The 24884-nt window shown below is 60.9% G+C and carries 24 protein-coding genes and 1 riboswitch; of the genes, 11 read left to right on the forward strand and 13 right to left on the reverse strand.

What is annotated here, in order from left to right; genetic code table 11:
• Positions 1–16: 16 nt before the first annotated feature.
• Both BN1123_RS14355 and BN1123_RS14360 read right to left on the reverse strand, forming a co-directional pair.
• Positions 17–1378 carry a sodium-dependent transporter gene (locus tag BN1123_RS14355; protein WP_042027782.1) on the reverse strand — a complete coding sequence of 454 codons (1362 nt, stop codon included), beginning with the start codon at positions 1376–1378 and terminating at the stop codon, positions 17–19.
• A gap of 197 nt (positions 1379–1575) precedes the next feature.
• On the reverse strand, positions 1576–1842 hold the full coding sequence (locus BN1123_RS14360) for a helix-turn-helix domain-containing protein (protein ID WP_026456659.1): 267 nt from the start codon (positions 1840–1842) through the stop codon (positions 1576–1578).
• Between the two features lie 258 nt (positions 1843–2100).
• Between BN1123_RS14360 and BN1123_RS14365 the strand changes: the two genes are divergently transcribed.
• The 4 genes from BN1123_RS14365 to BN1123_RS14380 all read left to right on the forward strand — a co-directional run bounded on the left by BN1123_RS14365 (position 2101) and on the right by BN1123_RS14380 (position 6623).
• Positions 2101–2697, forward strand: a complete 597-nt coding sequence (locus tag BN1123_RS14365) for a hypothetical protein (protein ID WP_042027783.1) — start codon at positions 2101–2103, stop codon at positions 2695–2697.
• Positions 2698–3004: 307 nt separating this feature from the next.
• A complete protein-coding gene (gene ompA / locus BN1123_RS14370; protein ID WP_042027784.1) occupies positions 3005–4018 on the forward strand; it encodes a porin OmpA in 1014 nt (337 codons plus the stop codon).
• A 353-nt stretch (positions 4019–4371) separates the two neighbouring features.
• Positions 4372–5379 (forward strand): porin OmpA, encoded by a 1008-nt coding sequence (ompA, locus tag BN1123_RS14375; protein ID WP_042027786.1) that lies wholly within the window; start codon positions 4372–4374, stop codon positions 5377–5379.
• 212 nt (positions 5380–5591) lie between these two features.
• The gene (locus BN1123_RS14380) at positions 5592–6623 is read left to right on the forward strand and encodes an OmpA family protein (protein WP_042027787.1); all 1032 of its coding nucleotides are present in this window, start codon (positions 5592–5594) and stop codon (positions 6621–6623) included.
• An 86-nt stretch (positions 6624–6709) separates the two neighbouring features.
• Here BN1123_RS14380 and BN1123_RS14385 read toward each other — a convergent pair whose 3' ends face one another.
• Both BN1123_RS14385 and BN1123_RS14390 read right to left on the reverse strand, forming a co-directional pair.
• Positions 6710–8404: an NAD-dependent malic enzyme gene (locus BN1123_RS14385; protein ID WP_042027788.1), complete on the reverse strand. Its 1695-nt coding sequence runs from the start codon at positions 8402–8404 to the stop codon at positions 6710–6712.
• Between the two features lie 56 nt (positions 8405–8460).
• Complete coding sequence (locus tag BN1123_RS14390; protein ID WP_042027790.1) at positions 8461–9318, reverse strand: helix-turn-helix transcriptional regulator; 858 nt, start codon at positions 9316–9318, stop codon at positions 8461–8463.
• Positions 9319–9438: 120 nt separating this feature from the next.
• Between BN1123_RS14390 and BN1123_RS14395 the strand changes: the two genes are divergently transcribed.
• Both BN1123_RS14395 and BN1123_RS14400 read left to right on the forward strand, forming a co-directional pair.
• Complete coding sequence (locus tag BN1123_RS14395; RefSeq protein ID WP_042027793.1) at positions 9439–10818, forward strand: MATE family efflux transporter; 1380 nt, start codon at positions 9439–9441, stop codon at positions 10816–10818.
• 123 nt (positions 10819–10941) lie between these two features.
• A complete protein-coding gene (locus tag BN1123_RS14400; RefSeq protein ID WP_026458620.1) occupies positions 10942–11190 on the forward strand; it encodes a YciN family protein in 249 nt (82 codons plus the stop codon).
• Positions 11191–11224: 34 nt separating this feature from the next.
• Here the strand turns inward: BN1123_RS14400 and BN1123_RS14405 are convergent, their stop codons facing one another.
• On the reverse strand, positions 11225–12346 hold the full coding sequence (locus tag BN1123_RS14405; protein WP_042027796.1) for a GGDEF domain-containing protein: 1122 nt from the start codon (positions 12344–12346) through the stop codon (positions 11225–11227).
• A 246-nt stretch (positions 12347–12592) separates the two neighbouring features.
• Here BN1123_RS14405 and BN1123_RS14410 point away from each other — a divergent pair, with 246 nt between their 5' ends.
• On the forward strand, positions 12593–14002 hold the full coding sequence (locus tag BN1123_RS14410; RefSeq protein WP_042027797.1) for a nucleobase:cation symporter-2 family protein: 1410 nt from the start codon (positions 12593–12595) through the stop codon (positions 14000–14002).
• Between the two features lie 86 nt (positions 14003–14088).
• A complete protein-coding gene (locus BN1123_RS14415) occupies positions 14089–14790 on the forward strand; it encodes a lipoyl protein ligase domain-containing protein (protein ID WP_042027800.1) in 702 nt (233 codons plus the stop codon).
• Between the two features lie 115 nt (positions 14791–14905).
• Here the strand turns inward: BN1123_RS14415 and BN1123_RS14420 are convergent, their stop codons facing one another.
• A complete protein-coding gene (locus BN1123_RS14420; RefSeq protein WP_042027801.1) occupies positions 14906–16282 on the reverse strand; it encodes an alanine/glycine:cation symporter family protein in 1377 nt (458 codons plus the stop codon).
• 119 nt (positions 16283–16401) lie between these two features.
• Positions 16402–16512, reverse strand: a riboswitch (glycine riboswitch).
• Between the two features lie 507 nt (positions 16513–17019).
• On the opposite strand from BN1123_RS14420, the gene BN1123_RS14425 reads away from it, so the two are divergent.
• A complete protein-coding gene (locus BN1123_RS14425; protein ID WP_042027802.1) occupies positions 17020–18171 on the forward strand; it encodes a type III PLP-dependent enzyme in 1152 nt (383 codons plus the stop codon).
• Between the two features lie 68 nt (positions 18172–18239).
• Here the strand turns inward: BN1123_RS14425 and BN1123_RS14430 are convergent, their stop codons facing one another.
• Both BN1123_RS14430 and BN1123_RS14435 read right to left on the reverse strand, forming a co-directional pair.
• A complete protein-coding gene (locus tag BN1123_RS14430) occupies positions 18240–19208 on the reverse strand; it encodes a calcium/sodium antiporter (protein ID WP_042027804.1) in 969 nt (322 codons plus the stop codon).
• A gap of 125 nt (positions 19209–19333) precedes the next feature.
• Positions 19334–19807, reverse strand: coding sequence for a peroxiredoxin (locus tag BN1123_RS14435; protein ID WP_042027805.1), 474 nt, complete (start codon positions 19805–19807; stop codon positions 19334–19336).
• 143 nt (positions 19808–19950) lie between these two features.
• Here BN1123_RS14435 and BN1123_RS14440 point away from each other — a divergent pair, with 143 nt between their 5' ends.
• Complete coding sequence (locus BN1123_RS14440; RefSeq protein WP_042027807.1) at positions 19951–20877, forward strand: phenylacetate--CoA ligase family protein; 927 nt, start codon at positions 19951–19953, stop codon at positions 20875–20877.
• A 53-nt stretch (positions 20878–20930) separates the two neighbouring features.
• Here the strand turns inward: BN1123_RS14440 and yfcD are convergent, their stop codons facing one another.
• The gene (yfcD, locus tag BN1123_RS14445) at positions 20931–21413 is read right to left on the reverse strand and encodes an NUDIX hydrolase YfcD (RefSeq protein ID WP_042027808.1); all 483 of its coding nucleotides are present in this window, start codon (positions 21411–21413) and stop codon (positions 20931–20933) included.
• Positions 21414–21619: 206 nt separating this feature from the next.
• Between yfcD and BN1123_RS14450 the strand changes: the two genes are divergently transcribed.
• Positions 21620–21838, forward strand: coding sequence for a DUF1107 family protein (locus tag BN1123_RS14450; RefSeq protein WP_042027810.1), 219 nt, complete (start codon positions 21620–21622; stop codon positions 21836–21838).
• A 54-nt stretch (positions 21839–21892) separates the two neighbouring features.
• Here BN1123_RS14450 and BN1123_RS14455 read toward each other — a convergent pair whose 3' ends face one another.
• The 4 genes from BN1123_RS14455 to BN1123_RS14470 form a co-directional block, all read right to left on the reverse strand.
• Positions 21893–22207, reverse strand: a complete 315-nt coding sequence (locus tag BN1123_RS14455) for a DUF2845 domain-containing protein (RefSeq protein WP_042027811.1) — start codon at positions 22205–22207, stop codon at positions 21893–21895.
• A 156-nt stretch (positions 22208–22363) separates the two neighbouring features.
• Positions 22364–22975: a BamJ family beta-barrel-assembly machinery protein gene (locus BN1123_RS14460; RefSeq protein ID WP_026458368.1), complete on the reverse strand. Its 612-nt coding sequence runs from the start codon at positions 22973–22975 to the stop codon at positions 22364–22366.
• Between the two features lie 155 nt (positions 22976–23130).
• Positions 23131–23856, reverse strand: coding sequence for a copper homeostasis protein CutC (locus BN1123_RS14465; RefSeq protein ID WP_042027813.1), 726 nt, complete (start codon positions 23854–23856; stop codon positions 23131–23133).
• A 41-nt stretch (positions 23857–23897) separates the two neighbouring features.
• Entirely contained in the window at positions 23898–24800 is a 903-nt protein-coding gene (locus tag BN1123_RS14470) for an ROK family protein (protein WP_042027815.1), read from the reverse strand.
• Positions 24801–24884: the final 84 nt, after the last annotated feature.

Below are 24884 nucleotides of genomic sequence, written 5' to 3' on the forward strand. Positions count from 1 at the left end.
TTCGGCTCAGCGAAACCTAGAAGAGTCCCAGCCCCTTGAGCATCACGATCAGGATCAGCAACGGCGATACGTAACGGATGATAAAGAAAAGCGGCTTGAGGATGGGCAACGCCAGCTCGCCACCATTGGTCAGTGCCTCTCTCATCCGCTCCTCGCCCCACACCCAGCCGACGAACAGGCAGAGGAAGATGCCACCCAGCGGCATCAAGACGTTGGAGGAGAGGTAGTCGAACAGATCGAAGAAGGTCTTGCCGGCGATCTGCACGTCCGCCATGGTGCTGTTGGAGAGCGCACAGGTGGAACCCACCGCCCCCAGCACCAACAGGTTGATCAGGGTAGCCCGGCGGCGGCTCATGCCAAAGCGCTCGGAGAGCACCGAGACCGGCACCTCCAGGATGGAGAGCATGGCACCGGTGGCCGCAATGGCGGAGAGCACGAAGAAGAGCACCATGAAGACGTGGCCAAACGGGATGCTGGCAAAGACTGCCGGTATGGTGATGAACAGCAGGGAGGGACCGGCGGTCGGCTCGAAACCGAAGGCAAACACCGCCGGGAAGATGGCGATGCCGGCCAACATGGAGACGAACAGATCGGCGCACATCACCCGAAACGCGGTCGCGGGGATGTTCTGATCCGCCCGAAAGTAGCTGCCATAGGTCATCATGGTGCCCATGCCGATGGAGAGCTTGAAGAAGGCCAGCCCCATGGCGGTCAGCACCACGGCACCGGTGATCTTGGAAAAGTCCGGAGAGAACAGGAAGGAGAGCCCTTCGCTCGCCCCCGGCAGAGTCAGGCTGCGAATGCCGATCACCAGCAACAGGATGAAAAGCACCGGCATCAGCTTCTTGGTCACCGCCTCAATCCCCTTGGAGACCCCCATCAGCAGTATGCCCCCCATCAGGATCAGCACCAGCCACTGCCACAGCAGACTCTGCAGCGGATTGGTGATGAGCGCCGTGAACGCAGCGCCGGTGACTTCCGGGTTGGTCGAGAGGATGGAGCCGTCGATCGCCTTGAAGATGTAGGCAAAGACCCAGGCCGCCACTTCGGAGTAGAACGACATGATAAGGAAGGCGGCCAGCACGCCCATGGCCGCGATCAGCCACCAGGATTGCCCCTTGGGGGCCAGTTTGGTCAGGGTGCTGACCGCATCTGACTTGCCTTTGCGACCCAGCATGATCTCGGAGATCATCACCGGCAGCCCCACCAGCAGGGTGGCGATCACATACACCAGTAGAAAACCGGCGCCACCATTTTCACCGGTCAGGTAGGGGAATTTCCAGATATTGCCGAGACCGACGGCGGAGCCTAGGGTCGCGGCCAGCACGCCGAATTTGCTGGTAAAGCCGTCTCTGGCCTTGGGGGTGGTTTGACTCATTATTGTCTCACTCTCTGTCGCATCATGCGGGGTAGCGGATTAAAGGGTAGGAAGTTTCTGAGGTTTGTAATTGCTTGCCAATATTTTTCAGGGGAAAGCGCTATCTGGAGCACGATTTGCGCTACATCCGGTTATCAGTCCTGTTTTCCAGACAAAAAAATGCCGCCCGATGGCGGCATTTTCTGTCACAGTGACACTCACGCCTTGGCGAGGTCGTCCGGTCCGATCTGGCCGATTTCGGCGACTTTTTTGTCAGCCAGCAGCCAGAGGGTGAACTTGTGCAGCTCGGGGTGGTGAGCCAGGGCAACCAGGAAGGCGCCACCAACTTCACGATAACCCAGCTCGTAGTTCTTCAGGGTTGTGGGGGGAACACCCAGCAAATCAGCAAATTTAGGACGGCTCAAACCGACTGCTTCACGGATCTGACGGATCTTCTTGCCAACAGTGACGATATTTGAATTCATATTGTTCCATACTCCGTTTGGCGGATGTACTCCGCCTTTTATTTTTCGCGACGACTCGTAGTCAAGTGTATCAGTTTTGTACGGACTCGTTATGGTCGAGTCTCTATCTTTATGAGCGCCTTTCGGCGACAACCCTTGCTATCAACGGGGATGGTAATCGCTCAGCCGCCTCAGGTAAACAGTCTCGAAAAGAAACCCTTATTGTTGGCAACAGAATTGCTCGTATAATTCGCCAGCTACCCATAAAGAGGAATTAGTATGGCGTTTCCCGGCATTATTTCCCGCCTGCACACCGTCCCGAACGTATCCCAACTGCAACAACAACTGACCCAGGGTGAACAGTATCGCGCCGAAGCCTTCTGGCTCCCTTCGGCATTGCAGCATCATGCCAACGAGGTACTGGCCCAGCTGTCAGACAAATGCAGCCTCTATCTGGAACAGGATGAACCGACCCTTTCCCTGCGTAGCCACGATGGTGGCCAGGACAGTCATGGTCGTCTGCTCACCCGCAACGGTCAGGTTCTCGGGCTGGCCGTGACCCCTGGCGATGGCGGCCTGGTCCCCGTCTCCGGCATGCCGGACATGGCCACCTGGCTGGAGGCAGGTCACCTTCATTTCATCTGTCCGGCGGCGGTCCAACCGGTGGCTCGTGCCATTCTCAACATCTGGCCACTGGACCCTTATCTGGCGCGTCATTTTCTGACGAGCTTCATTCCGCTGTTACAAAGCGCAACAGAGGCCGATTATCTCGCCGTTTTTGCCGCCAGGGAAAATCAGGCCAACCCGCATTCCGACTGGGTTCAGGCCTATATGAGACTGGAAAAAAAGCTGCACCGTGCCTACCTGGATCACTAATTAATCAGCATAAACAGCCAGTTATCCCTTCCTGATAATTTTGTATCCGGTGCATTTGTGAGCTTGATCATGTTTTAAAAACGGCATAGAGTGCGCCTCGTCATCGGAATGACACCTGCTGCCTGGTCGCGGTTTTCACCTTTGCGTGCCCGACCAAGTTGCTCGACACACCAGGAGAGTGTGCGACCCGGAATCTGCCGGGTCATCTGCCAGACTCGACGCCAGCCGTTCGGCGGAGCCTGCAGCTTACATAAATGACAAAGTGCGAAGCATGTGAATAACGTGCGCTCTCAACGAGGATTTTTTTATGATGAAAATGGCTCCTTCCCTGATCGCCATCGCCATGGCTGCCATGGGTGCTACTGCTGCTCACGCTGCTGACGACATCTACTTCGGTGCCGGTGTCGGTGCTGCTCACTTCAACGGTCTGAACAAGATCGAAGGCGTGAACAACGGTGAAGAAGACGCGGCTGCTGCCAACGCATTCGTGGGTTACAACTTCAACGAATACTTCGGTACCGAGCTGGGCTATCAGTACGCTGGCCGTGGCAACACCGAAGGTCTGCGCTACGAGAACCAGGGTGCCACCCTGTCCGGTATCGCTCGTCTGCCGCTGGGCAACGACTTCTCCCTGTTCGCTGAAGGCGGCGCCTACTGGGCTCACACCGATGGTCTGGGCATCAGCGATACCAAAGTATCCCCGCTGGCCGGTGCCGGTGTGACTTACAAAGTCAACGACGCCCTGGATCTGCAAGCTCGCTACCGCTACATGTGGGACGTGGCTGACCTGAACGTAGAAGGCACCCACTACAAGTCCAACCAGAGCGTGGCTACCCTGGAAGCCGTATACCACCCGTTCCGTACTTCCTACGTAGCACCGGCTCCGGCTCCGGTTGTTGAAGAAGCTCCGGCTCCGCAAGTTGTCGAGAAGAGCTTCGCCCTGAACTCCGACGTGCTGTTTGCCTTCGGCAAAGACACCCTGAAGCCGGAAGGTGCTCAGGCTCTGGACGCTCTGTACCAGCAAATCGTTGAATTCCAGCCGAAAGATGGCAGCGCTGTTGTCGTTGGTTACACCGACCGTATCGGTTCCGACGCTTACAACCAGAAACTGTCCGAAGCCCGTGCCCGCACCGTTGCCAACTTCCTGGTAAGCAAGGGTATGGCTGCCAGCAAGGTTGCCATCGAAGGTCGTGGCGAAGCTGACCCGGTTACCGGCACCAAGTGTGACGGCGTGAAAGCCAAGGCTCAGCTGATCTCCTGCCTGGCCCCGGACCGTCGTGTAGAAGTTCGCGTATCTGGCGTACAAGAAGTTCAGCAATAATTCGCGTATCTGGCGTACAAGAAGTTCAGCAATAATCTGAACTGCGCAAGATAAAGTGCGAAATGGGGATGCAATAGCATCCCCATTTGTTTATCCCCTCTTCCTTCCTGACATCCCCCTGTCACATTTGACTCTTAGCTTGCCTGTACTACCTCAAAAGCATAAAGTAGCTAAGCCTCTAAGGCATTGGATAAGCACTAAAAAGCGCTTCTGTCCGGCCTGTTGTCCATGATGTAGACGCATCATGAGTGTCCCGAAGCCATCTGCTATCCATCTTGTTGGCAATTTTTTCGCCACCATAAAAACAAGTGCACAGAATGCCCTCAAGGGGCTCACGCAACGAGGATAAAATGATGAAAATCAAAATGGCTCCCACTCTGATTGCGCTGGCAATCGCGGCCACCGGTACCACTGCCCAAGCCGCTGGTGACTGGTATACCGGTATCGGTGCAGGCTGGGCCTATGCCCACGATCTGGACAACAATGTTCAGGGTCTGGATGTAGACAAGGACGCCACGGCCCTGAGTCTGTTCGGCGGCTACAACTTCACCGAGAACTTTGGTGCCGAGCTTGGCTATCTCTATGCCGGCAAGGGCGGCATCGATGGCGCCGACTTCAAGACCCAGGGTGCCACCCTGTCCGGTATTGCTCGTCTGCCCATGGGTGATGTCTTCTCCCTGTTTGCGGAAGGTGGTGCCTACTTCAACCACGTCAGCGGCAATGGCAATGGCGACAGTGACAACGGCACTGCGCCGCTGGCCGGCATCGGTCTGACCGCCAAGCTCTCCGACCTGGTCGACGTGCAGGCCCGTTACCGCTATCTGTGGAACCTGGGCGACGAGCCGAAGACCTGGGAAACCGACATGAGCGTGGCGACCCTGGAACTGGTTCTGCACCCGAACCGCACCTCTTACGTTGCACCGGTTCCCGCTCCCGAGCCCGAGCCTGTCGCGCCGGTCGTCGTCGACAAGAACTTCGCCCTGAGCTCTGACGTGCTGTTTGCCTTTGGCAAATCCACCCTCAAGCCGGAAGGTGCCGCAGCGCTGAACACCCTGTATCAGGACATCGTCGACGTGCAGCCGAAAGATGGCAGCGCCGTGGTCGTCGGTTACACCGACCGCATCGGCTCTGACGCCTATAACCTGAAACTGTCCGAAGCCCGTGCCCGTACCGTGGCCGACTTCCTGGTCGGCAAGGGCCTGCCGGCCGGCAAGGTTTCCATCGAAGGCCGTGGCGAAGCCAACCCGGTCACCGGCAACCAGTGTGACGGTGTCAAGGGCAAGGCCGAGCTGATCTCCTGCCTGTCCCCGGATCGTCGCGTAGAAGTGCGCGTCACCGGCGTACAGCAAGTGACCGAATAATCTCGCAACCCGATGCATACAAGCCGAGGGGGCCCGCAAGGGCTCCCTCTTTTTTTGCGCGCCATTAGGCCACTCCCGGCCACCCATTGCCCCATGAGTGTTCCCCCTCGCAGTGCCTGACTGGTTAAACAGTCGGTATCACCTATAACTAAGAGCGGCAGCTACCTGAAAACTGGAAGGCAGCCCCAGATAACAACAAATGAGGATACAAGATGAACAAGACACTCAAACCCGTCTGGCTCGCGGTGGCGCTGGCCGTGACACTGCCCTCGGCGGCCCATGCCAACGACTGGTACGGCGGGATCGGTGGCGGCGTCGCCATCGCCCACGATCTGGATGACTTCAGCCAGGATGCCGACAAGAACGCGACCGCACTCTCCCTGTTCGGGGGCTACAACTTCAACGAGAACCTGGGCGCCGAACTCGGTTACCTCTCCACCGGTGACTGGGATATCAATGGCACGGACTTCAAAAGCAAGGGGGCGACCCTCTCCGTCATCGGCCGCTTGCCTCTCAACGATATCTTCTCGGTGTTTGCGGAAGGGGGTGGCTATATCTACCACGTCAACTCCATCAACGGAGGGGATGACAGCCTGGCTCCGCTGGCCGGGCTCGGGCTGACCGCCAGAGTGCACGACTGGATCGATATTCAGGCGCGCTACCGCTATATGGTGCGGGTCGGGGATGATTCGGACAACGACAAGGTCGGCAGCGGCACCCAACGCTGGGTCAGTGACATCAGTGCAGCCACCCTGGAGCTGGTGATCCATCCCAACCGCAGCAAAACGGTCGAACCTGAACCCGCTCCCATGGTGGTGCCAGTACCGCCGCCCGCCCCCGAACCGGTGGATCAGACCTTCAACCTGAGTTCGGACGTGCTGTTTGCCTTTGGCAAGGCGGACCTCAAACCGGAAGGCATGCAGGCGCTCGATTCACTCTACCAGCAGATCGTCGACGTTAAACCCAAGGATGGCAGTGCCATGGTGATGGGCTATACCGACCGGATAGGCTCGGATGCCAGCAACCAGACCCTGTCGGAGGCTCGCGCAACGACGGTCGCCAACTTTTTGATTAACAAGGGGTTGCCAGCAGATCAGGTCAGTATTCAGGGCAACGGCGAGAGCAACCCGGTCACTGGCAGCCAGTGTGATGGCATCAAGGCCAGAGCCGCGCTGATCGATTGCCTGGCCCCGGATCGCCGGGTCGAGATCCGGGTGACCGGTACCCAGCAGGTCGGTGAGTAGTCCCGCTTCATGAGGCCATTACGATGACAGAGGTGCACAAAAAAGGGATGCTGCTGCATCCCTTTTGTTTTACTCGCACGACCGGATCAGAAGGAGGTCCGGCGATAGCGACGGTACTCGGGGTGCCAGAAGTTGGCCTCGATGGCCTGATCGATCACCTCATCCGGGGTCTGCACCGCCTTGCCCTGCAGCATGGCGGTCTTGGCTACCATCTTGGCGATGTAACGGGAGACCTCATGAATGTCCGCCAGATCCGGCAGCAGTGACCCCTCTTCCCCTTTCACCAGCGGCGAGCACTCGGCCAACGCGCGGCTGGCCGACATCAGCATGGCATCGGTCACCCGGGTCGCACCGGAGGCGATGACGCCAAGGCCAATCCCCGGGAAGATGAAGGAGTTGTTGCACTGGGCGATGACGTAGCGCTTGCCCTTGTACTCCACCGGTGCAAACGGGCTGCCGGTCGCTACCAGGGCCTGACCATCGGTCCAGCGGATCAGATCCGCCGGGGTCGCCTCGACCCGGGAGGTGGGGTTGGAGAGCGGGAAGATGATGGGACGGGCACAGTGCTTGTGCATGGTCTTCACCACCTCTTCGGTGAACAGCCCCGGCTGGCCGGAGACCCCGATCAGGATGTCCGGACGACCGTGCTCCATCACCTCCAGCAGGGAGATGTTGTCCCCCACCGGCCAGTCGGCAATCCGTTCCACCGGCTGGGAGAGGCGACGCTGGAAGTCGAGCTGGTTCGGGATCTTGTCGGTGATGAGGCCGAAGCGATCCACCATGAAAACCCGGCCGCGCGCCTGCGCATCCGTCAGCCCCTCGGCCTTCATCTGGGCCACGATCTGCTCGGCGATGCCACAACCGGCGCTGCCGGCGCCGAGGAAGGCAACCCGTTTCTCGGAGAGCTTGGCACCGGAGGCCTTGCAGGCGGCGATGAGGCTGCCCAGGGTCACGGCGGCGGTGCCCTGGATGTCATCGTTGAAACAGCACAGCTCGTTCTTGTAGCGGTTGAGCAGCGGCATGGCGTTGTTCTGGGCAAAGTCCTCGAACTGCAGCAGGATCTCCGGCCAGCGGCGCTTGACCGCCTGGATGAAGGCATCGACGAACTCGGCGTACTCTTCACCCGAGATACGCGGATTGCGCCAGCCCATGTAGAAGGGATCGTTGAGCAGTTGCTGGTTGTTGGTGCCCACGTCCAGCACCACCGGCAAGCAGTAGGCCGGCGAGATACCGCCACAGGCGGTGTAGAGGGAGAGCTTGCCGATGGGAATGCCCATGCCGCCGATCCCCTGATCCCCCAGACCCAGGATCCGCTCGCCATCGGTGACCACGATCACCTTGACGTTCTGCTTGGTGGCGTTTTGCAGCATGTCATCGATCCTGTCCTTGTCCGGATAGGAGATGAACAGACCGCGCGCGCGGCGATAGATGTTGGAGAACTCCTCGCACGCCTTGCCCACGGTCGGGGTATAGATAACCGGCAGCATCTCGGTCAGGTGGTTGTGCAGCAGACGGTAGAACAGGGTCTCGTTGGTATCCTGGATGTTGCGCAGGTAGATGTGCTTGTCCATGTCGTTGCCAAACGCCATGAACTGACGGTAGGCCCGCTCCGCCTGCTCCTCGATGGTCTCGATGTTGTGGGGCAGCAGTCCTTCGAGGTTGAAGTTGCTGCGCTCTTCGCTGGTGAAGGCACTGCCCTTGTTGAGCAGCGGGGTCTCCAGCAGGGCCGGACCGGCGTAGGGAATGTAGAGAGGACGTTTCTGATTATTATCTTCAAACATGGGTCTGGTACCTAAACGTTGGGGCCAGCCGATCCTATGGGCTTGCGCCGTTAATTTCAAAGAGTTTGCACATCCGTTGCAAAAGGTTTGCGACCCAGGCGACGAAAGGCGCCCGGTGTCTGGCCGGTCAGCCGGCGAAAGCGGTTGGCAAAGTTGGCGCCATCGCTGTAACCGACCCGGCCGGCCAGCTCGGCCAGCGGCCAGTTGGTATAGAGCAGCAGCTGGCGCGCCTTGTTCATCCGTAGCTGGGTGAGCCAGGCCATGGGCCCCATGCCGAACACCTGGCGACAGAGGCGATGCAGATGGGGTACTGAGCAGGCCATCTGATCGGCGAGTAGAACCACGCTCCAGGGCTCGTCGAGATGCGCCTCCACCCGGCGAAACAGCGCCTGCAACCGGATCTCGGGAGTGCCACGCACCTCACCCTGCAGGGTACGCTCCAGGAGCGCCAGCAACAGGCTCAGCAGTTGGGGTTGCAAGGGCGAGCGGACCCCCTCTCCCTGGATCAGGCTGAGCAGATGATGGAGCTGCTCTCCGCCATCCCCCTGCCAGATGCGATGACCGAGCCGGTGCAGATGCTGCCAGCGCGGCACGTCGTCGAGCAGGATCCAGCTGGTGTGCCACTGCTCGCCCACCAGCTTGAGGCCGCCCGGCACGGCTGCGGGCAAAAAGATTAGCGACCCGGCTGGAATGGGTTGCTCTCCCCCGTCGGTGAGCAGTGCGCCCCCCTCGTCGTGGCTCACCATCAGGATGTGAAACTCGGGTCGGTTGCGACGAATAAGGTAGTGTTCGCGGATCACCGACAAGCCGGTCAGGAAGATGCCCGCCTCGCCGAGCAGGGGCAGACCTTCACGCCCCAGCATCCGCTCTTCGCAAGACGGTGCAATTTCCAGACACTCGCTGACAAATCCCATAACACCCCAACAGGATAGTTTTGCACAAGAAAACCGAGACTCACTCACAGTGAGACCATCCGCTTAGCCTCTTATCATACCCCTGACAAGCCTTGCTTTTCTTATACCCGGTTAACACAAATGAATTATTGGCAAGCAATTTTAAAACAAACCACCGATCGCGAGTTCATGTCCAGACTGTGGCGACTGGCCCTGCCCGTCTCACTGCAGTCCATGATGTTCTCCCTGCTCGGTCTCATCGACATCATGATGGTGAGCCAGCTTGGCACCACGGCAGTGGCGGCAGTCGGCTTGGGTAACCGGGTCTTCTTCTTCAATCTGCTGGTGATAGCGGGCCTCGCAGGCGGGGTTTCGGTATTGGCGGCACAATATTATGGTCGCGGCGAGATGGCCGGGGTGCGCCGCTCCCTGGCGCTGGCGCTGGTGGGGGCCACCCTGGTGAGCCTGCCGTTTGCCCTCGTTTACGTGCTCTCACCGGGTAGCGTGCTGGGCTCTGCCAGCCAGGATCCCGAGTTGCGCCCGCTCGCCGACCACTATCTGATGATCACCGGCGCCACCATCCTCTGCACCGCCATTGTGGTGCCGCTGGAGTCAGCCCTGCGTTCCATCGGCAACGCAACGGCGCCGACCCGCATCGGCATCATCGCCATCATTGCCAACGTCATCCTCAACTATGTCCTCATCTTCGGCCACTTCGGCTTCGAGGCCATGGGGGTGGCCGGCTCGGCCTGGGGCACCACACTTTCCCGACTGCTGCAGACCGCCTTGCTCTTGCTCTACGTGAGATGTCACGAGTCGCGCCTTGTTCCGCGCGCTGTCGACTGGCTGGCCGCCTTCAAACGCAAGGAGGTGGTGCGCTTTACCCTGATCGCCCTGCCGCTCTTGTTTCATGACGGTCTCTGGGCCTTCGGCATGTTGCTCTACGGCTTTCTCTATGCTCACCTTGGCACGGATTCGCTCGCCATCATGACCACCCTCGGGACGCTCGAGAGCATCCTCATCTCCCTCTTCTTCGGGCTGGCGGTGGCTTGCTCCACCCTGCTCGGCCACCGGCTCGGGGCCGAGGAGTACGAGGCGGCCTGGCAGCACTCCCAGCTGTTTCTGGTGATCGCCCCCGTGGGCGCCCTGCTGGTTGGCGTTGCGGTCTGGCTGCTGCAAACCAGCCTGCTGCAGTGGGTCGGCAACCTCCCCCCCGAGCTGATGGGCGAGGCGGGGCAGGTGCTCGCCATCATGTGTCTTGGCATGCTGCTCAAGGTGTTCAACATGGTGGGCATCATAGGGGTGCTGCGCTCGGGGGGCGATGTGAATTACAGCATCTTCATCGACATTGTCGGCATGTGGTGCATCGGCCTGCCGCTCGCCTGGGTGGCGGTGAGCCTGCTCGGCTGGCCTCTCTCATGGGTGGTCGCCGTGGTACTGCTGGAGGAGCTCAGCAAGGTACTGCTGGTGCAGCACAGGATCCGCCAGCGCCGCTGGCTCAGAAACCTGGTGATGGGATAGGGGAGAACAAACCCGGGGTCATATCAATGACAGAAAAACCCCGTTTGCAGTATGCTAGCCCCCTCTTCAATCAGAGGCAGGGCATGCTATGCCCCTGTCCAGTAGTCGTTTAAGGAGACGAGCATGCAACCACAGAAAGAGCTGATCACCGAGACTGCCCTGCTGGAGATGGCCAACAAGATGATCCGGGAACACGAAGACTTCATCCACGGCATGCGTGCCGACTCGGTGGAGCAGAAGGGGGAGATCCTGGTGTTCAAGGGGGAGTACTTCCTGGCCGAAGATGGCACCCCGACCGGCAAGACCATGGCGGTGTTCAACATGTTCAAGCTGCTGGCCCAGCAGCTCTCCGGCAAATACCGCCTGGGCTGACCCTCACGCCCAAGCAAACCACAGGATGCCGCCCTCAGGCGGCATCTGCTTTTTCGGCCTGCGGGCGTTCCACCACCACGCAGTTGCGCCCCGCCATCTTGGCCTGATAGAGGCTCTCATCGGCCCGATTGATAAGGGCATCTATGCTCTCGCCTCTCCGCGCCAGAGCGATGCCAATACTGACCGTCACCTCCAGCAATTCATCGGAAGTGGGGCTCTTTACCAGACGCGCCTCGACCGATACCCGCAGCCGTTCGGCGATGCGGGCAGCCTCCGATGGATCGCCGCAATTGCGCAGCAGGATGGCAAACTCCTCACCGCCATAACGCCCCAGCACCATACCGGACTCCAGCTGTTCATCCAGGGTAGTAGCCACCTCCTTGAGCACCGCATCCCCCGCCAGATGGCCATAGATATCGTTAATTCGTTTGAAGCGGTCGAGATCCAGCAGCAGCACGGCAAACGGCTTTTGTCTGGTCAGCAACCGGGCCCGGGCCTGCTCCAGCTGCTTGAGCAACAGGCGGCGATTCATCATGCCGGTCAGCTCGTCGGTAGTGGACTCCCGATAGAGGCGCAGCAGCATGTTGAGCTGGCCGCACTGCACCCAGCAGCTGGCCATGGCAAACAGACTGAGCACCCACACCTGGTTCAGGGTGGCCTGGCTCCACAGAGTCTGCCCCACCAATAACCAGCGCCCCAGCACCATGGTCAGCAGCACCACGCCGGCCAGTTGCAAACCGCGCAAGAGGGGAATGGGGAAGATGGCAAACAGGGTGATCAAGAGATAAGGGAACACCACATAGCCTACCTGCAGCTGCTGCTCGGTCCCGAAGCTGTGCAAACTGACGAGTGAGAAGAGCATCATCACCACCATCAGGTAGCCGAGCGCCAGCTTCATGCGCTGCAGTCTGAAGTTGATGAGGTAGGAGAGCGGGATCAGTGGCGAGAGCGCCAGGGCACAGAAGATCCTGGCCTGAAGCAGCTCTTCGAAATGGGCGCGGGAGAGGGTCAGCCAATCCACCAATGCCCAGGCGGGCAAACCGACGATCAACAGGCAGGTGAGCAAACGCAAACGCACCGTCATAAAGCCCATGCGCGTGCGGGTAAAGTCTTCGGAGTGTGCCTTGGCACTCCAGAACTCTGACAACTTGAGCATCCAGCGGCTCCACATCAAGGTCGGGGGCCCATTTTACACCTACTAAGTGGTAAGAATGTCATTTGCGCAACGAATAAAAAGGAGATCTGGCTCACACAAAGCGACATATCATAATCGCCGCGCGCAAACGTTTCAACCCACCGAAAAATAAACCTTTTTCTGATTAATAAACGCTGGTCAGCGGCGTGCCAATCTCTACAATAGCGCCCAATTTTTCTCCCCATCCCCACATACTTTGAGGTTTTTATGGAACAGGTTGCCACCACGCAGACCGCCCCCGAGGCCCATCCCCCCAGGCGGGCACACAGCGAACTGGTCTACGGCATAGACGATGTCCCGCCCCTGCCCCAGACGCTGTTCGCCGCCCTGCAGCATATGCTCGCCATGTTTGTCGCCATCATCACCCCGCCCCTCATCATCGCCAACGCCCTGGGCCTGCCCGCCGAAGATACCCGTTATATCGTCTCCATGTCGCTGGTCATGTCCGGCATCGCCTCCTACATCCAGACCCGCCGCTTCGGTCCCGTCGGCTCCGGCCTGCTCTCGGTGCAGGGCACCAGCTTCAATTTCCTCGGGCCAATCATCGCCTCCGGCCTCGCCCTCAAACAGGCAGCCATGCCCACCGACGATATGCTGGGCACCCTGTTCGGCACCATGCTGGTGGCGGCCCTCACCATGGTGATCCTGAGCCGCTGCCTGCACCTGGTGCAGAAGGTGATCACCCCGCTGGTGACCGGCATCGTCGTGCTGCTCATCGGTCTGACCCTGATCAAGGTAGGCCTCATCAGCATGGGGGGCGGCTACGGTGCCCTCGCCGATGGCAGCTTCGCCAGCCACAGCAACCTGTTTCTCTCCCTGCTGGTGCTTGGTCTCATCGTCCTGCTGCAACGCAGCCGCAACCCCTGGCTGCGCCTCTCCGCCATCATGATCGCCATGCTGGTGGGCTATGCCGTGGCGCTGCTGCTTGGCAAGATCAATGCCCCTACCTTCGAGGGGCCGATGTTGATGGTACCCGTCCCCCTCAAGTACGGTCTCGGCTTCGACTGGCAGCTGTTCGTGCCGCTTGCCATCATCTTCGTGGTGACGGCGCTCGAGGCCATCGGTGACATGACCGCCACCTCGGATGTCTCCGGCGAGCCGGTCAGCGGCAAGGTCTACATGAAGCGGATCAAGGGCGGCGTGCTGGCCGACGGCTGCAACTCCATGCTGGCGGCGCTCTTCTCCACCTTCCCCATGTCCACCTTCAGCCAGAACAACGGGGTCATTCAGCTCACCGGCATGGCCAGCCGCCACGTCGGCCTCTTCATCGCCGCCATGCTGGCCCTGCTCGGTCTGTTCCCGGCGGTGGCGACCCTGGTGCAGCAGATCCCCGAGCCCGTACTGGGCGGCGCCACCATCGTCATGTTCGGCACCATAGCCGCCGCCGGGGTGCGCATCATTGCCCGCGAAGAGCTCGACCGCCGTGCCCTGATGATCCTGGCGGTGTCGCTGGCCATGGGGCTGGGGGTCGCCCAGGTGCCGGAGGTGCTGCAGCATCTTCCGGAGCTGGCCAAGAGCGTGCTCTCCTACGGCGTCGCCACCGGTGGCCTCACCGCCATCGTCCTGAACCTGCTGCTGCCCAAACGCAGCAAGCCCTGCGCCCAAGCTCCCCGTTAACGGCCATCAAGCCCCGCCATGCGGGGCTTTACCTGGCTACCCGCCACGGGTAGTGTGCAAAGCCTGTCATGCTTCAGGATGCCACCATGCCCTACTCCATGCTTCCCCCTCTGCCTGAAAGCCATACCCCGGCTCAGCTCCTCGCTCGGGAGCAGCACTGGCTGCGCGATTGCGCCCATACTGGCATGGCCATGACCCACCTCTGGCAAGCGCCCCAATGCCTCATCGTTACCCGCAAGGATACGCGGCTTCCCCGCTATGAGACGGCCTGCGCGCAGCTCGCCGCCGAAGGCTGGCCCGTGTTTGTACGCGACAGCGGTGGCACCGCCGTGCCTCACGGCGCCGGCATCCTCAACCTCTCCCTGCTGCTGCCCCGCACCACCACGGATCTCGCCCACTACTACCGGCAGCTGGGCGCGCCGCTGCTGAGTTTGCTGGCGCAATACGGCCTTGAGGGGAGCTATGACTTCGTGCCCGGCTCGTTTTGTGACGGCCAGTACAACCTGGTGATCGGGGGGCGCAAGATAACCGGCACCGCCCAGCGCTGGTTGGCTCCGGGTCAGGATCACGGCGGCGCCGTGCTGGCCCAGGCCATGCTGCTGGTGACGGGGGATGTGGATGAGGGTACCCGGATGGCGAGCCGCTTCTACGAGCTGGCGGGCGGGGAACTGCGCTTTTTGCCGGGCACCTCCACCACGCTCGCGCAAGCCATCCATTGGCAAGGGAGCGATGGCGAACTGGTGGCCGAGGTCAACCACAGATTGCAACGGTTGCTGGCGGGCAACTAGCCCTTACCCACATTACGCTCTTGGTTCACCAACCATTCGGCGCACCCACAAAAAAGCCACGACCCTGGGTCGTGGCTTGCTTTTTTCAAGGGGAACGTGAGACGCGGTGGCGAAATCAGGCGGTCTGCGGCTCAGGCTCGGACTCGGTATCCGCTCCCCGGCTGAAGTAGGCCCTGGTTTCGGCAATCACCACGTGACGCAGGCCAATCAGGCCGATGAGGTTGGGCACCGCCATCAGACCGTTGACGATATCGGCCAGCAGCCAAATCATGTCGAGATGCAGGAAGGCGCCGCACGCCACCAGCACCAGATAGACCAGGCGGTAGGGCTTGATCGCCTTGACCCCGAACAGGTACTCGGTGCAGCGCTCGCCGTAATAGTTCCAGCCAAGGATGGTGGTGAAGGCAAAAAACAGCAGGCCGATGCTCACCAGATACTGACCGATATGGGCATCCAGCCCCTGGACGAACGCCTGGCTGGTCATGGCGGCGCCGCTGAGATCCCCACTCCACACTCCTGTCACCACCAGGGTCAGGCCGGTCATGGTGCAGATGATGATGGTGTCGAAGAAGGTGCCGGTCATGGAAACCAGCCCCTGCTCCACGCAGGAATTGGTCTTGGCCGCCGCCGCGGCGATGGGAGCCGAGCCCAACCCGGACTCGTTGGAGAAGACGCCGCGCGCCACCCCGGACTGGATCGCCAGCATGATGCCGGCACCGACGAAGCCACCGGTGGCCGCATGGCCGGTGAAGGCGCTCTGCAACACCAGCGCCACCGCATCCGGCAAGGCAGCGGCATTGGCAAACAGCACCCCGAGACAGGCGGCGATATAGAAGAGGGCCATGAAGGGGACCACCTTGCTTGACACGCTGGAGATGGACTTGATCCCCCCCAGAGTCACCAGGCCCACCAGCAGGGTCAGTACCACGGCGGTCGCCTCGCGGGGCACCGAGAACGACAGTGTCATGGCATCCGAGATGGCGTTGACCTGGGGGAAGGTCCCGATCCCGAAGAAGGCCACGCCGATGCCAAACAGGGCGAACAGCTTGGCGAGGACCTTGGAGCCAAGCCCCTTTTCCAGATAGTACATGGGGCCACCGGCCATCTGGCCGTTGGCATCCTGCTGGCGATATTTGACCGCCAGCAGGCACTCGGCGTACTTGGTGGCCATGCCAAACAGGGCTGCCATCCACATCCAGAACAGGGCGCCCGGACCACCGAGCTTGATGGCGGTGGCAACGCCGACGATGTTGCCGGTGCCTATGGTGGCAGAGAGGGCGGTGCACAGAGCGCCAAAGCTGGAGACATCCCCCTGCTTGCCCTGGCCCTGATCACGGCCGAATACCAGACGCAGGGCGAGTGGCAAACGCACCAGCTGAAGCAGTCCCAGACGCAGGGTAAGGTAAATGCCGGTCCCGACCAGCAGGATCAGCAGGGGTGGCCCCCAGACAAAACTATCGATGGCGGTGAGCGCCGTTTGAATTGATGACATGCATCCTCCTTAAGAAACAGAAATTAAGGAGGAGAAGGATGATCTTCCCATAGGTGTCGCGATCGGCCAGAGGCGATCGGATGCGGGCTAAGCCAAAGTACAACCCAAAGTACAACCATCCCATCCCCTCTGTCCTTTTGCCTGAGAGTTTCCGGCGCCAGATTGCGATGCAATCATGGTGCCTTGCTCCTTCGGCGCCCGATTCAACGGGTCTCTCCAGAGTATCGTCCAGTAGCAGTCCACACCGGTTGCCCGGTACCTGAAAGATTCACTTCTTCGGTGGATGGTTGCCCATCGCTCTCCTGCTACCTTCATCCGAACTAATTTGGATTAGGAAGCGGGCATGGTAATCCAAAAATTGTGAGCTGTCTCGCACTTGCCGGCCCGCTCCCGCACTTTTTTCATGATCGGCCATCTCATCGGCAAGATGTTAAATAGTGGTTAACAATCATAGAGTTAACCTGGCCTGCATCAAACGTGTCCCGACGCACAAGATGACGGGATAAAAAGCAATTCTCTATCTCGTTTCATGCAGAAAAACTCAACAACATATCCAATCAAAATGCTTGCACAGAAACTCAATAAGCCGATAATCCCGCGCATAACCAAGCACCTTGCTCTCAATTTATGCACTGTGCCAGGTTGGTCCCGCCGGACCGCTCGCCTGACCCGGCCGTCGCCGGTTCAATCGCATATGGCTTGGGCATATCACGCCCCCTAAGGACTTTCAAAAGAGAATGAACGAAACCCTGGTCGCACAAGATTACCGTCAGCTGGTTGAACAATTCGGCTCCCCCCTGCTGCTGCTCGACAAGGCAGCCGTCCGCAAACAGTATCGGGCCCTGGCGGCCGCCCTGCCCGATGTGCGCTTGCATTATGCACTCAAACCCCTGCCCCACGAGGCGGTGGTCTCTGTCTTGAAGGAAGAGGGGGCCTGTTTCGATCTGGCCACCAATGGCGAAGTGGATCTGGTGCGCAGTCAGGGTGTCCGCCCGGGGCGCTGCATTCATACCCATCCCATCAAGCGCGACAGCGACATCCGTTACGCGCTGGAATACGGCTGCACCGTGTTCGTCTATGACAACCCGCTGGAACTGGAGAAGTTCCTGCCCTACAAGGACGAGGTCAAGCTGCTGCTACGGGTGAGCTTCCCCAATCCCGAGACCAAGGTCGATCTTTCCAAAAAGTTCGGCTGTACACCGGAGCAGGCGCTGCCCCTGCTGCAGCTGGCCCAGGCCAAGGGGATCAAGGTGATGGGGCTGTCGTTCCACGTCGGCTCCCAGGTGCCTCACGCCCGTCGCCACGTGCAGGCCATCGACGCCTGTCGCGAGATCATGGAGCAGGCCTGGGAGCTCGGGCTCAAGCCCTGGGTGCTGGATATCGGCGGCGGTTTCCCGGTGGATTATGACGGCGGCGAGTTCGACATCGACGGCTTCTGCGCCCCGATCCGCGAGGCGCTGGCCAAGCTGCCCGCCACCGTGCAGAAGATCGCCGAGCCGGGCCGCTTCATCAGCGCGCCAGCCATGACCTCGGTGGCCAGCGTCATGGGCAAGGCCCACCGCGGCGACAAGATCTGGTACTACCTGGATGATGGTCTCTACGGCAGCTACAACGGCCAGCTCTATGACCACGTCACCTATCCGGTCAGCACCCCCTATGCCCACGGCGAGCTGCACAACGCCGTGCTCTCCGGCCCTACCTGCGACAGCGTGGACGTGATCCGCGACGGCATCATGCTGCCGGATCTGGAGATTGGCGAGCTGGTGGTCGGCCGGGTGATGGGGGCCTACACCTGGGCATCGGCCTCCACTTTCAACTTCTTCCCCAAGGCGAGCATCCTGATCCTGGACAGCGCCCAGCAGGGGCAAAAGCTGGTGGCCGTGGCCTGATTGGCCTTCGCCAAAAACAGAAGGGGGAAGCCGATGCTTCCCCCTTCTTTTTATTGTCTGGCGAATCGTCAGATAAACTGGCTGGTGAGCAGCCAGCCGGTGTAACCCACGAAGCAGGAGAGCAACACGCCCCCCTCCAGCCGGTTGATCCGCCCCTGCCCCTTGCGACCCAGGCACATCACCAGCAGCAGCAGGGTCAGCCCCATCATCAGGCTCCAGTCGCGGGAAAGCACTTCCGGCGCCACATCCAGCGGATGGATCCCTGCCGCGATCCCGACCACCGCCAGGGTGTTGAACAGGTTGGAACCCAGCACGTTGCCGAGGGCCAGATCGTGCTCATTCTTGCGAATGGCGATAAGGGAGGAGGCCAGCTCCGGCAGCGAGGTGCCGATGGCGACTATGGTGAGACCAATCACCAGATCGCTGATGCCAAAGCCCTGGGCGATGGTCACCGCGCCCCATACCAGCAGACGGGAGGCACCGATGAGCAGCACCAGCCCCACCACCAGCCAGAACAGAGCCAGCTTGAGGGACATGCCTTCGCTCTCGATGTCCTCTTCGGTCTCCGCATCCAGCGCATCCCCTTTGCCGTTCATGCCGGCCCAGATGGACCAGCCCATCAGCGCCACGAACACGACGCCCAGGATGGCCGCATCGGTGCGGCCCAGATGACCGTCGATGAGCAGGGCACCGGAGAGCAGGGTGATACCGAGCAGGATGGGGATCTCTTTGCGCACCACCTGGGAGGCAACGGCAATCGGGCTGATGAGAGCCGTCAAACCCAGGATCAGGGCAATATTGGTGATATTGGAGCCATAGGCATTGCCGAGCGCCAGCCCGGGGTTGCCCTGGGAGGCGGCCAGGGCCGACACCACCATCTCGGGGGCCGAGGTACCAAAACCGATGATCACCATGCCGATGAGCAGCGGTGGCATGCCGGCATAACGGGCGGTCGCGGCGGCGCCATCGACAAATTTATCCGCACTCCAGACCAGCAGCGCCAGTCCGGCAATCAGGGCAACAAAAGCCAGGGTCATATCGTCTCTATTCCATGGTCTGCAAACACAAAAGCCAGGCACGGGCCTGGCTTCTTCCAGAAGCGGGCCCAGTGTAGCGGGCCGCCTTTCTATTTCAAGGGGAAATCAAACGACGATTGATGATTTCACAGCGCCGCCAGCAGGCTCTGGGCATCCGACACCTCGAACTTGCCCGGCTCCTCCACAAAGAGCTGCTCGACCACACCATCGTTGGCGATGAGGGCAAAGCGCTGGGCACGCAGGCCGCCAAAGGCCCCCGTCTCCTTGGCAAGGCCAAGGGCTCGGGTCCAGCTGCCGTCGCCGTCCGCCAGCATGGTGATGGCGTCGGCGTTCTGCCCCTCCTGCCACGCCTTCATCACGAAGGCATCGTTGACCGACAGACAACAGATGGCGTCCACCCCTTTGGCCTGAAACTGGTCGGCCAGCACCACATAGCCCGGCAGATGGGCGTTGGAGCAGGTGGGGGTGAAAGCACCGGGCACCGCGAACAGCACCACCTTCTTGCCGGCAAACAGGGTCTGGACATCCTGTATCTGCTTGCCCGCGGCTGTGATGAAGGTAAATTCGCCCGAAGGCAAGGGTTGGCCAACTGCAATCATGATCTCTCGTCCCGAGTCGATTGGTGAAGCCCCAGTCTAGCGCAGCCATCCGTCATATCCCATCGCAACGACCCGCTCCCCGGCAGGCATTTTTCCAGCAGGCAGACTAATCTTGAGCAGGTTTCACGGCGCCAGGAGGCCCCATGCAACACTACTACGATGGTCTGGAAATTCGTCCCCCCGCCTTGCGTGCACAACAGCAACTGGACCAGCTTAATCATCAACTTACCCACGTCAGCCAGTATTGCGCCGGTTACTCCAGTGCCTATCGTCAATGCCGTCTCGAGGATCTGGCCGAACTGGCCACCCTGCCCCTGCTCGACAGCGCCGAACTGTTTGCCGCCCAGCAGGCCCATCCGCCGTTTGCCGGACTGACCGGTCGCCCCGCCAGCCAGGCACTGCGCGCCTTCGCAAGCCCGGGCCAGCTGGCCATTCCCGAATATGCGGGGGCGGACTGGTGGGGGGCCGCGCGCGCCCTGTTTGCCGCCGGCTTCAAGTCCGGCGAGGTGATGCTCAACGGCCACGACTACCACGCCGGCCCTACCGCCTTCATCTTCGACAACGGCGCCCGCCAGCTCGGCGCTCCCGTGGTGCCCTGCGGCCCTCATGACACCCAGCGCCAGCTGGAGGCGCTGCAACGCTACCAGCCTACCGGCTTTGTCGGCCCGCTGGTCACCCTGCTGGATCTGCTGGAAGCCGCCGAGGCGGCCGAGGTGGCCACCGACTCCCTGCAAACCGCCCTGTTGTGCGAGGTTACCCACCCCGAGACGGCCCCGCTACAGGCCATTTACGGTATTCAGGCGTTCAACTGCCTGGTCTGGCAGGACATAGGCGTGGTGGCCTACGAGAGCCAGCCCGGCGAGGGCTTTATCGTCAACGAGAGCTGCCTGGTGGAGATCATCGACCCGGCCAGCGGCCAGCCGGTAAACGCAGGGGAGAGCGGACAGCTGGTGGTGACCCGGCTCGATCTGGAGTATCCACTGCTGCGCCTTGTCACCGACTGGCAGGGGCACTGGCTCGCGACCCCCAGCCCCTGCGGACGCACCAACCGGCGGTTAAAGCTGGACTAGGATCGCAAACGGGCAGCCACTGGCTGCCCGTATTGTTCCGGATGAGATTGCTGTTAGCGCCGAGCCTGCCAGGTGGCGATGGCGAGCAGGGAGTCCGGGGTAAACTCGTCGGCCCGCGCGGCAATCTCGGCCTGACTCATCCAGTGCACCTCGCTCACCTCTTCGGCCTGCAGCTGAAGCGGTCCCTGATAGCGGCAGCTGTAGAGGCCACCCCAGACCCGATACCCCTCCCCCTCGGCATAAAAAGTACCGAAGCCTTGCAGCGGTACATCGTGGATCCCAAGCTCTTCGGCCAGCTCGCGCCGGGCAGAGGGTTCCATCTGTTCGCCCGCGGTCACCACGCCACCGGCGCAGGCATCCAGCATGCCGGGGCAGAAATCCTTGCAGAGGGTACGGCGCTGCACCAGGATGCGATCCGCCTCGTCGAGCACCAGGATGTAGCTGGCACGATGGCAGAGATTCTCCCGTCGCACCTTGGCCCGCTCGGCCACCCCGATCACCCGGTTCTCTTCATCCACCACATCAACCCATTCCACGTGCAGGCCCTTTTGCTCATTCCATTCGACTGCCCGCAGTATATCGGTGCAAGGGATTGTAATGGCACTACTTTTTCAAATGGTGCCCTTGCTTTGCCCGAAGGGATCACCAAAAAAGGATTCATGCAAAACTCGATGAAACGTCACATGGCTGTCATCAACCGCCCCCATAGTGTGCCCTGTTCAAGCAAGCAGGTGACGTTGTGATGAAGGTTTTCAAGCAGTTATCCCCGCGGCAGATCGCAAGATATATCAAGAGCTTCCACCGGGGCTCCTTTGCCATCGAGTCATGGGGAACATTTGAATTCAGCGCAGGCAGGCTCAGTCTGCACGGGTTGAGCTGCCACCGGCGCCTGAGACTGGCAGGCCAGATCAACCAGGCCCTGCGCCAGCTCAGTCACGCCGAGCCCTTGCCGGAACAGTGAGTCAAGGGGATTTGCCCTCCTGTCCTTAATGCTTCCATGCTGTTTGCCCGCCGGCTACTCGCCGCGCGGGCCGTTTTCGATATCGGTGATGACGCCGTTGCGCACGGTGACGAAGCGCATGAACTCGCTCTTGCCGAAGTTGTAGGTCCAGCGCTCGCCATACTTCACCGGCACCAGATAACCGAACTGGTTCTCCTCATTGCGACTGAGCTCTTCGCGCAGCATGGGCTCTCCACACTTGAGCAGCATCAGGGCCGTGCTGTCGCCCTCAGTGATCAACGCATTCTTGCAACGCATCGCATCGGCGCTGGCAGGCAGTGTGGCAAGCAGCGCAGCCATGGCCGACGCCACCTTCATCATCTTGTTCATGGGACACACCTCAACTGGGGTTCAGTTGCAGTATGACGGTTCCCGGCGGCGAAAAAAGCCCCCCATGAGTGCTCGTCGCCACCTTTAACCCACCAGCAAACTCGCCCAAAAACAAACGGCGACCCGAGGGTCGCCGTTTGCATCACGCCAGCCGGATCACAGGATGTCCAGCAGCTCCACTTCGAATACCAGAGCGGAGTAGGGCGGGATGGAGCCGGCGCCACGGGCACCGTAAGCCAGATCCTGCGGAATGTAGAGCTTCCACTTGGAGCCAACCGGCATCAGCTGCAGGGCTTCAACCCAGCCCTTGATCACGCCGGTCACCGGGAACTCGGCCGGCTGGCCGCGAGCGACCGAGCTGTCGAATACGCCACCGTGGGTGAAGGTACCGTGGTAGTGAACACGCACGGACTGACCGGCTACCGGTACGGCGCCGTTGCCTTCGACCAGCACTTCATACTGCAGACCGGAATCGGTCACGGTCACTTCGGCGCGCTTGGCGTTGTCGGCCAGGAAGGCTTCGCCTTCGGCGGCAGCTGCCTTGGCGACCGCTTCCTGCTCTTCCTGCATGCGGGCGGTGATGACCTGGAAGGCATCATTGATATCGTCACGGCTTACCGCGAATTCCAGACCGTTCAGGGCATCCGCCAGGCCTTGTTGCAGGGCCGGGATATCCAGACCGGCGAAGGCTTGCTGCGCCAGCTGATCACCCATGTTGCGGCCGATGCCATAGCTGGCCTTCTGTTCGATAGAGTCGTATTGGGACATTGAGATGTTGCTCCGGGTCCTGATGTAAAAGAGTCGGGATGATATCAGACTTTTGTGCCAGGTGCTGCCGGCGCCGCCCCTGATTTCCCCGTCCGTGGGAGTGAGTTCACATGCCGCGACAAAAACGCCGCCCGCAGGCGGCGTTGATCAGAGGATCAGGGTCGATCCAGCAAAGCCCGCACCGCCGCTACCTTGGAACCATCGGTAATATTGACCCGGCCATCGTCCGAGGTGCCCATGTTGACTCCGTGAGGCACCATGCCGCCACGCCAGCCCATGCCGGACATGTGTACCTCGCTCACCCCGGTAAATTCGATGATAGTGCGCACGTTGTCGGCATTGACTCCGGCCCCCGGCATCAGGCTGGCACGGCCCGCCAGCGCCTGCTGCATGGCCTGCAGAGTCTCAAGCCCCGCCAGTGCGGTCGGCGCATGGCCTGAGCTCAGGATGCGCTCACAACCGGCATTGACGATGATTTCCAGATCCGCCCGCCAGTCGGAGGAGAGATCGATGGCGCGGTGGAAGGTGACACCAAGGGGGCCTGCAGCTTCCACCAGTTGCTTGAGCCTGGCGGCGGGCACCCGCCCCTCTGCATCCAGCAGACCGACGACGACCCCCTGCAAACCGGCCGAACGCGCCGCGGCAATGTCCTGCAACATCATCTCGAACTCGCCATCGCTGAAACAGAAGTCGCCGGCACGGGGACGGATCATGGCATAGACGGGCACGGTGGCATGGCGCGCCGCCAACTGCATGAAGCCATGGGAGGGGGTCAGGCCACCCAGCCCCAGGGCGGAGCAGAGTTCGATACGATCCGCCCCCGCCTGCTGGGCGGTAAACAGGGATTCCAGGTTGTCGATGCAGATTTCAAGACGGGTCATGACGACTCCTTTATCGGGGAGATCAGACCCCACATCCGATCTCACAGGTTGAGCAAGGCTGCACCACGCACGCCACCGGCACCGCCGAAGCGGGCCTGGCGGATCTCGGGCAGGGCGACCCCGGGCAATAAATGGCCGGGCAGGCGCAGCGGCAATTGTTCGTAGAGAGCGGGCAGGCCGCTCAGGCCCCCGCCCAGCACCACTACCTCGGGATCGATCACCGAGATGGCAGTAGCCAGGCCGGCGGCCATGATCTCCAGCCAGCAATCGATCGTGGCCACCGCATGGGGCTCATGGGCCTCGAAACGTGCCACAATCTGGCGCCCCGTGGCACGCTGACCGTGAAAATGGTGATAGAGCCGCTCCAGCCCGGTACCGGAGGCGTAAGTCTCGAAACAGACCAGACGACCACAGCCACAGCGGGGACGGGGCAGCTCGGGGTATTTCATCAGGATGGTGGCCGGCAGCGGGTAGTGGCCTATCTCGCCGGCCAGCCAGTTGCGCCCCTGGATGAGGGTGCCTGCGAGGTAGACGGCGCCGCCAATACCGGTGCCGATGGTGACCCCAAGGGCACTGCCGGCGCCATCCGCCGCTCCCTTGTGCACCTCCGACCAGAGGAAACAGTTGGCATCGTTGTCCACCTTGACCGGGCGATCCAGCCGTTCCGCCAGATCGGCCCCCAGATGGCGACCGTTGATGGCGGGCAGGTTGGCCGCCACTATGCAGTGGTCGTGACGATTGAGGATGCCGGGAAAGCCGATGCCGACCGCCCCCTTGGCACCAAAGCGGGCGTCTGCCTGCTCGACCCGCTCGCGGATCAGCTGCTGCAACGCCTCGTAATCATTGCCCGGTGTGGCCACCTGCTCCTCATGACAGAGATTCAAGGCTCCGTCATACACCGCAAAGGCAATCTTGGTACCACCGATATCAAAGCCGTAATACATGCCCGCACTCCCTTGTCTGTTAGCTGTCATCCGGATCAGTTCTGGGGGGACATTGTATTAATTCGCAAAAAAAATAAAGTGACA

The organism is Aeromonas enteropelogenes (assembly GCF_000819845.1).
GTDB lineage: Bacteria > Pseudomonadota > Gammaproteobacteria > Enterobacterales > Aeromonadaceae > Aeromonas > Aeromonas enteropelogenes.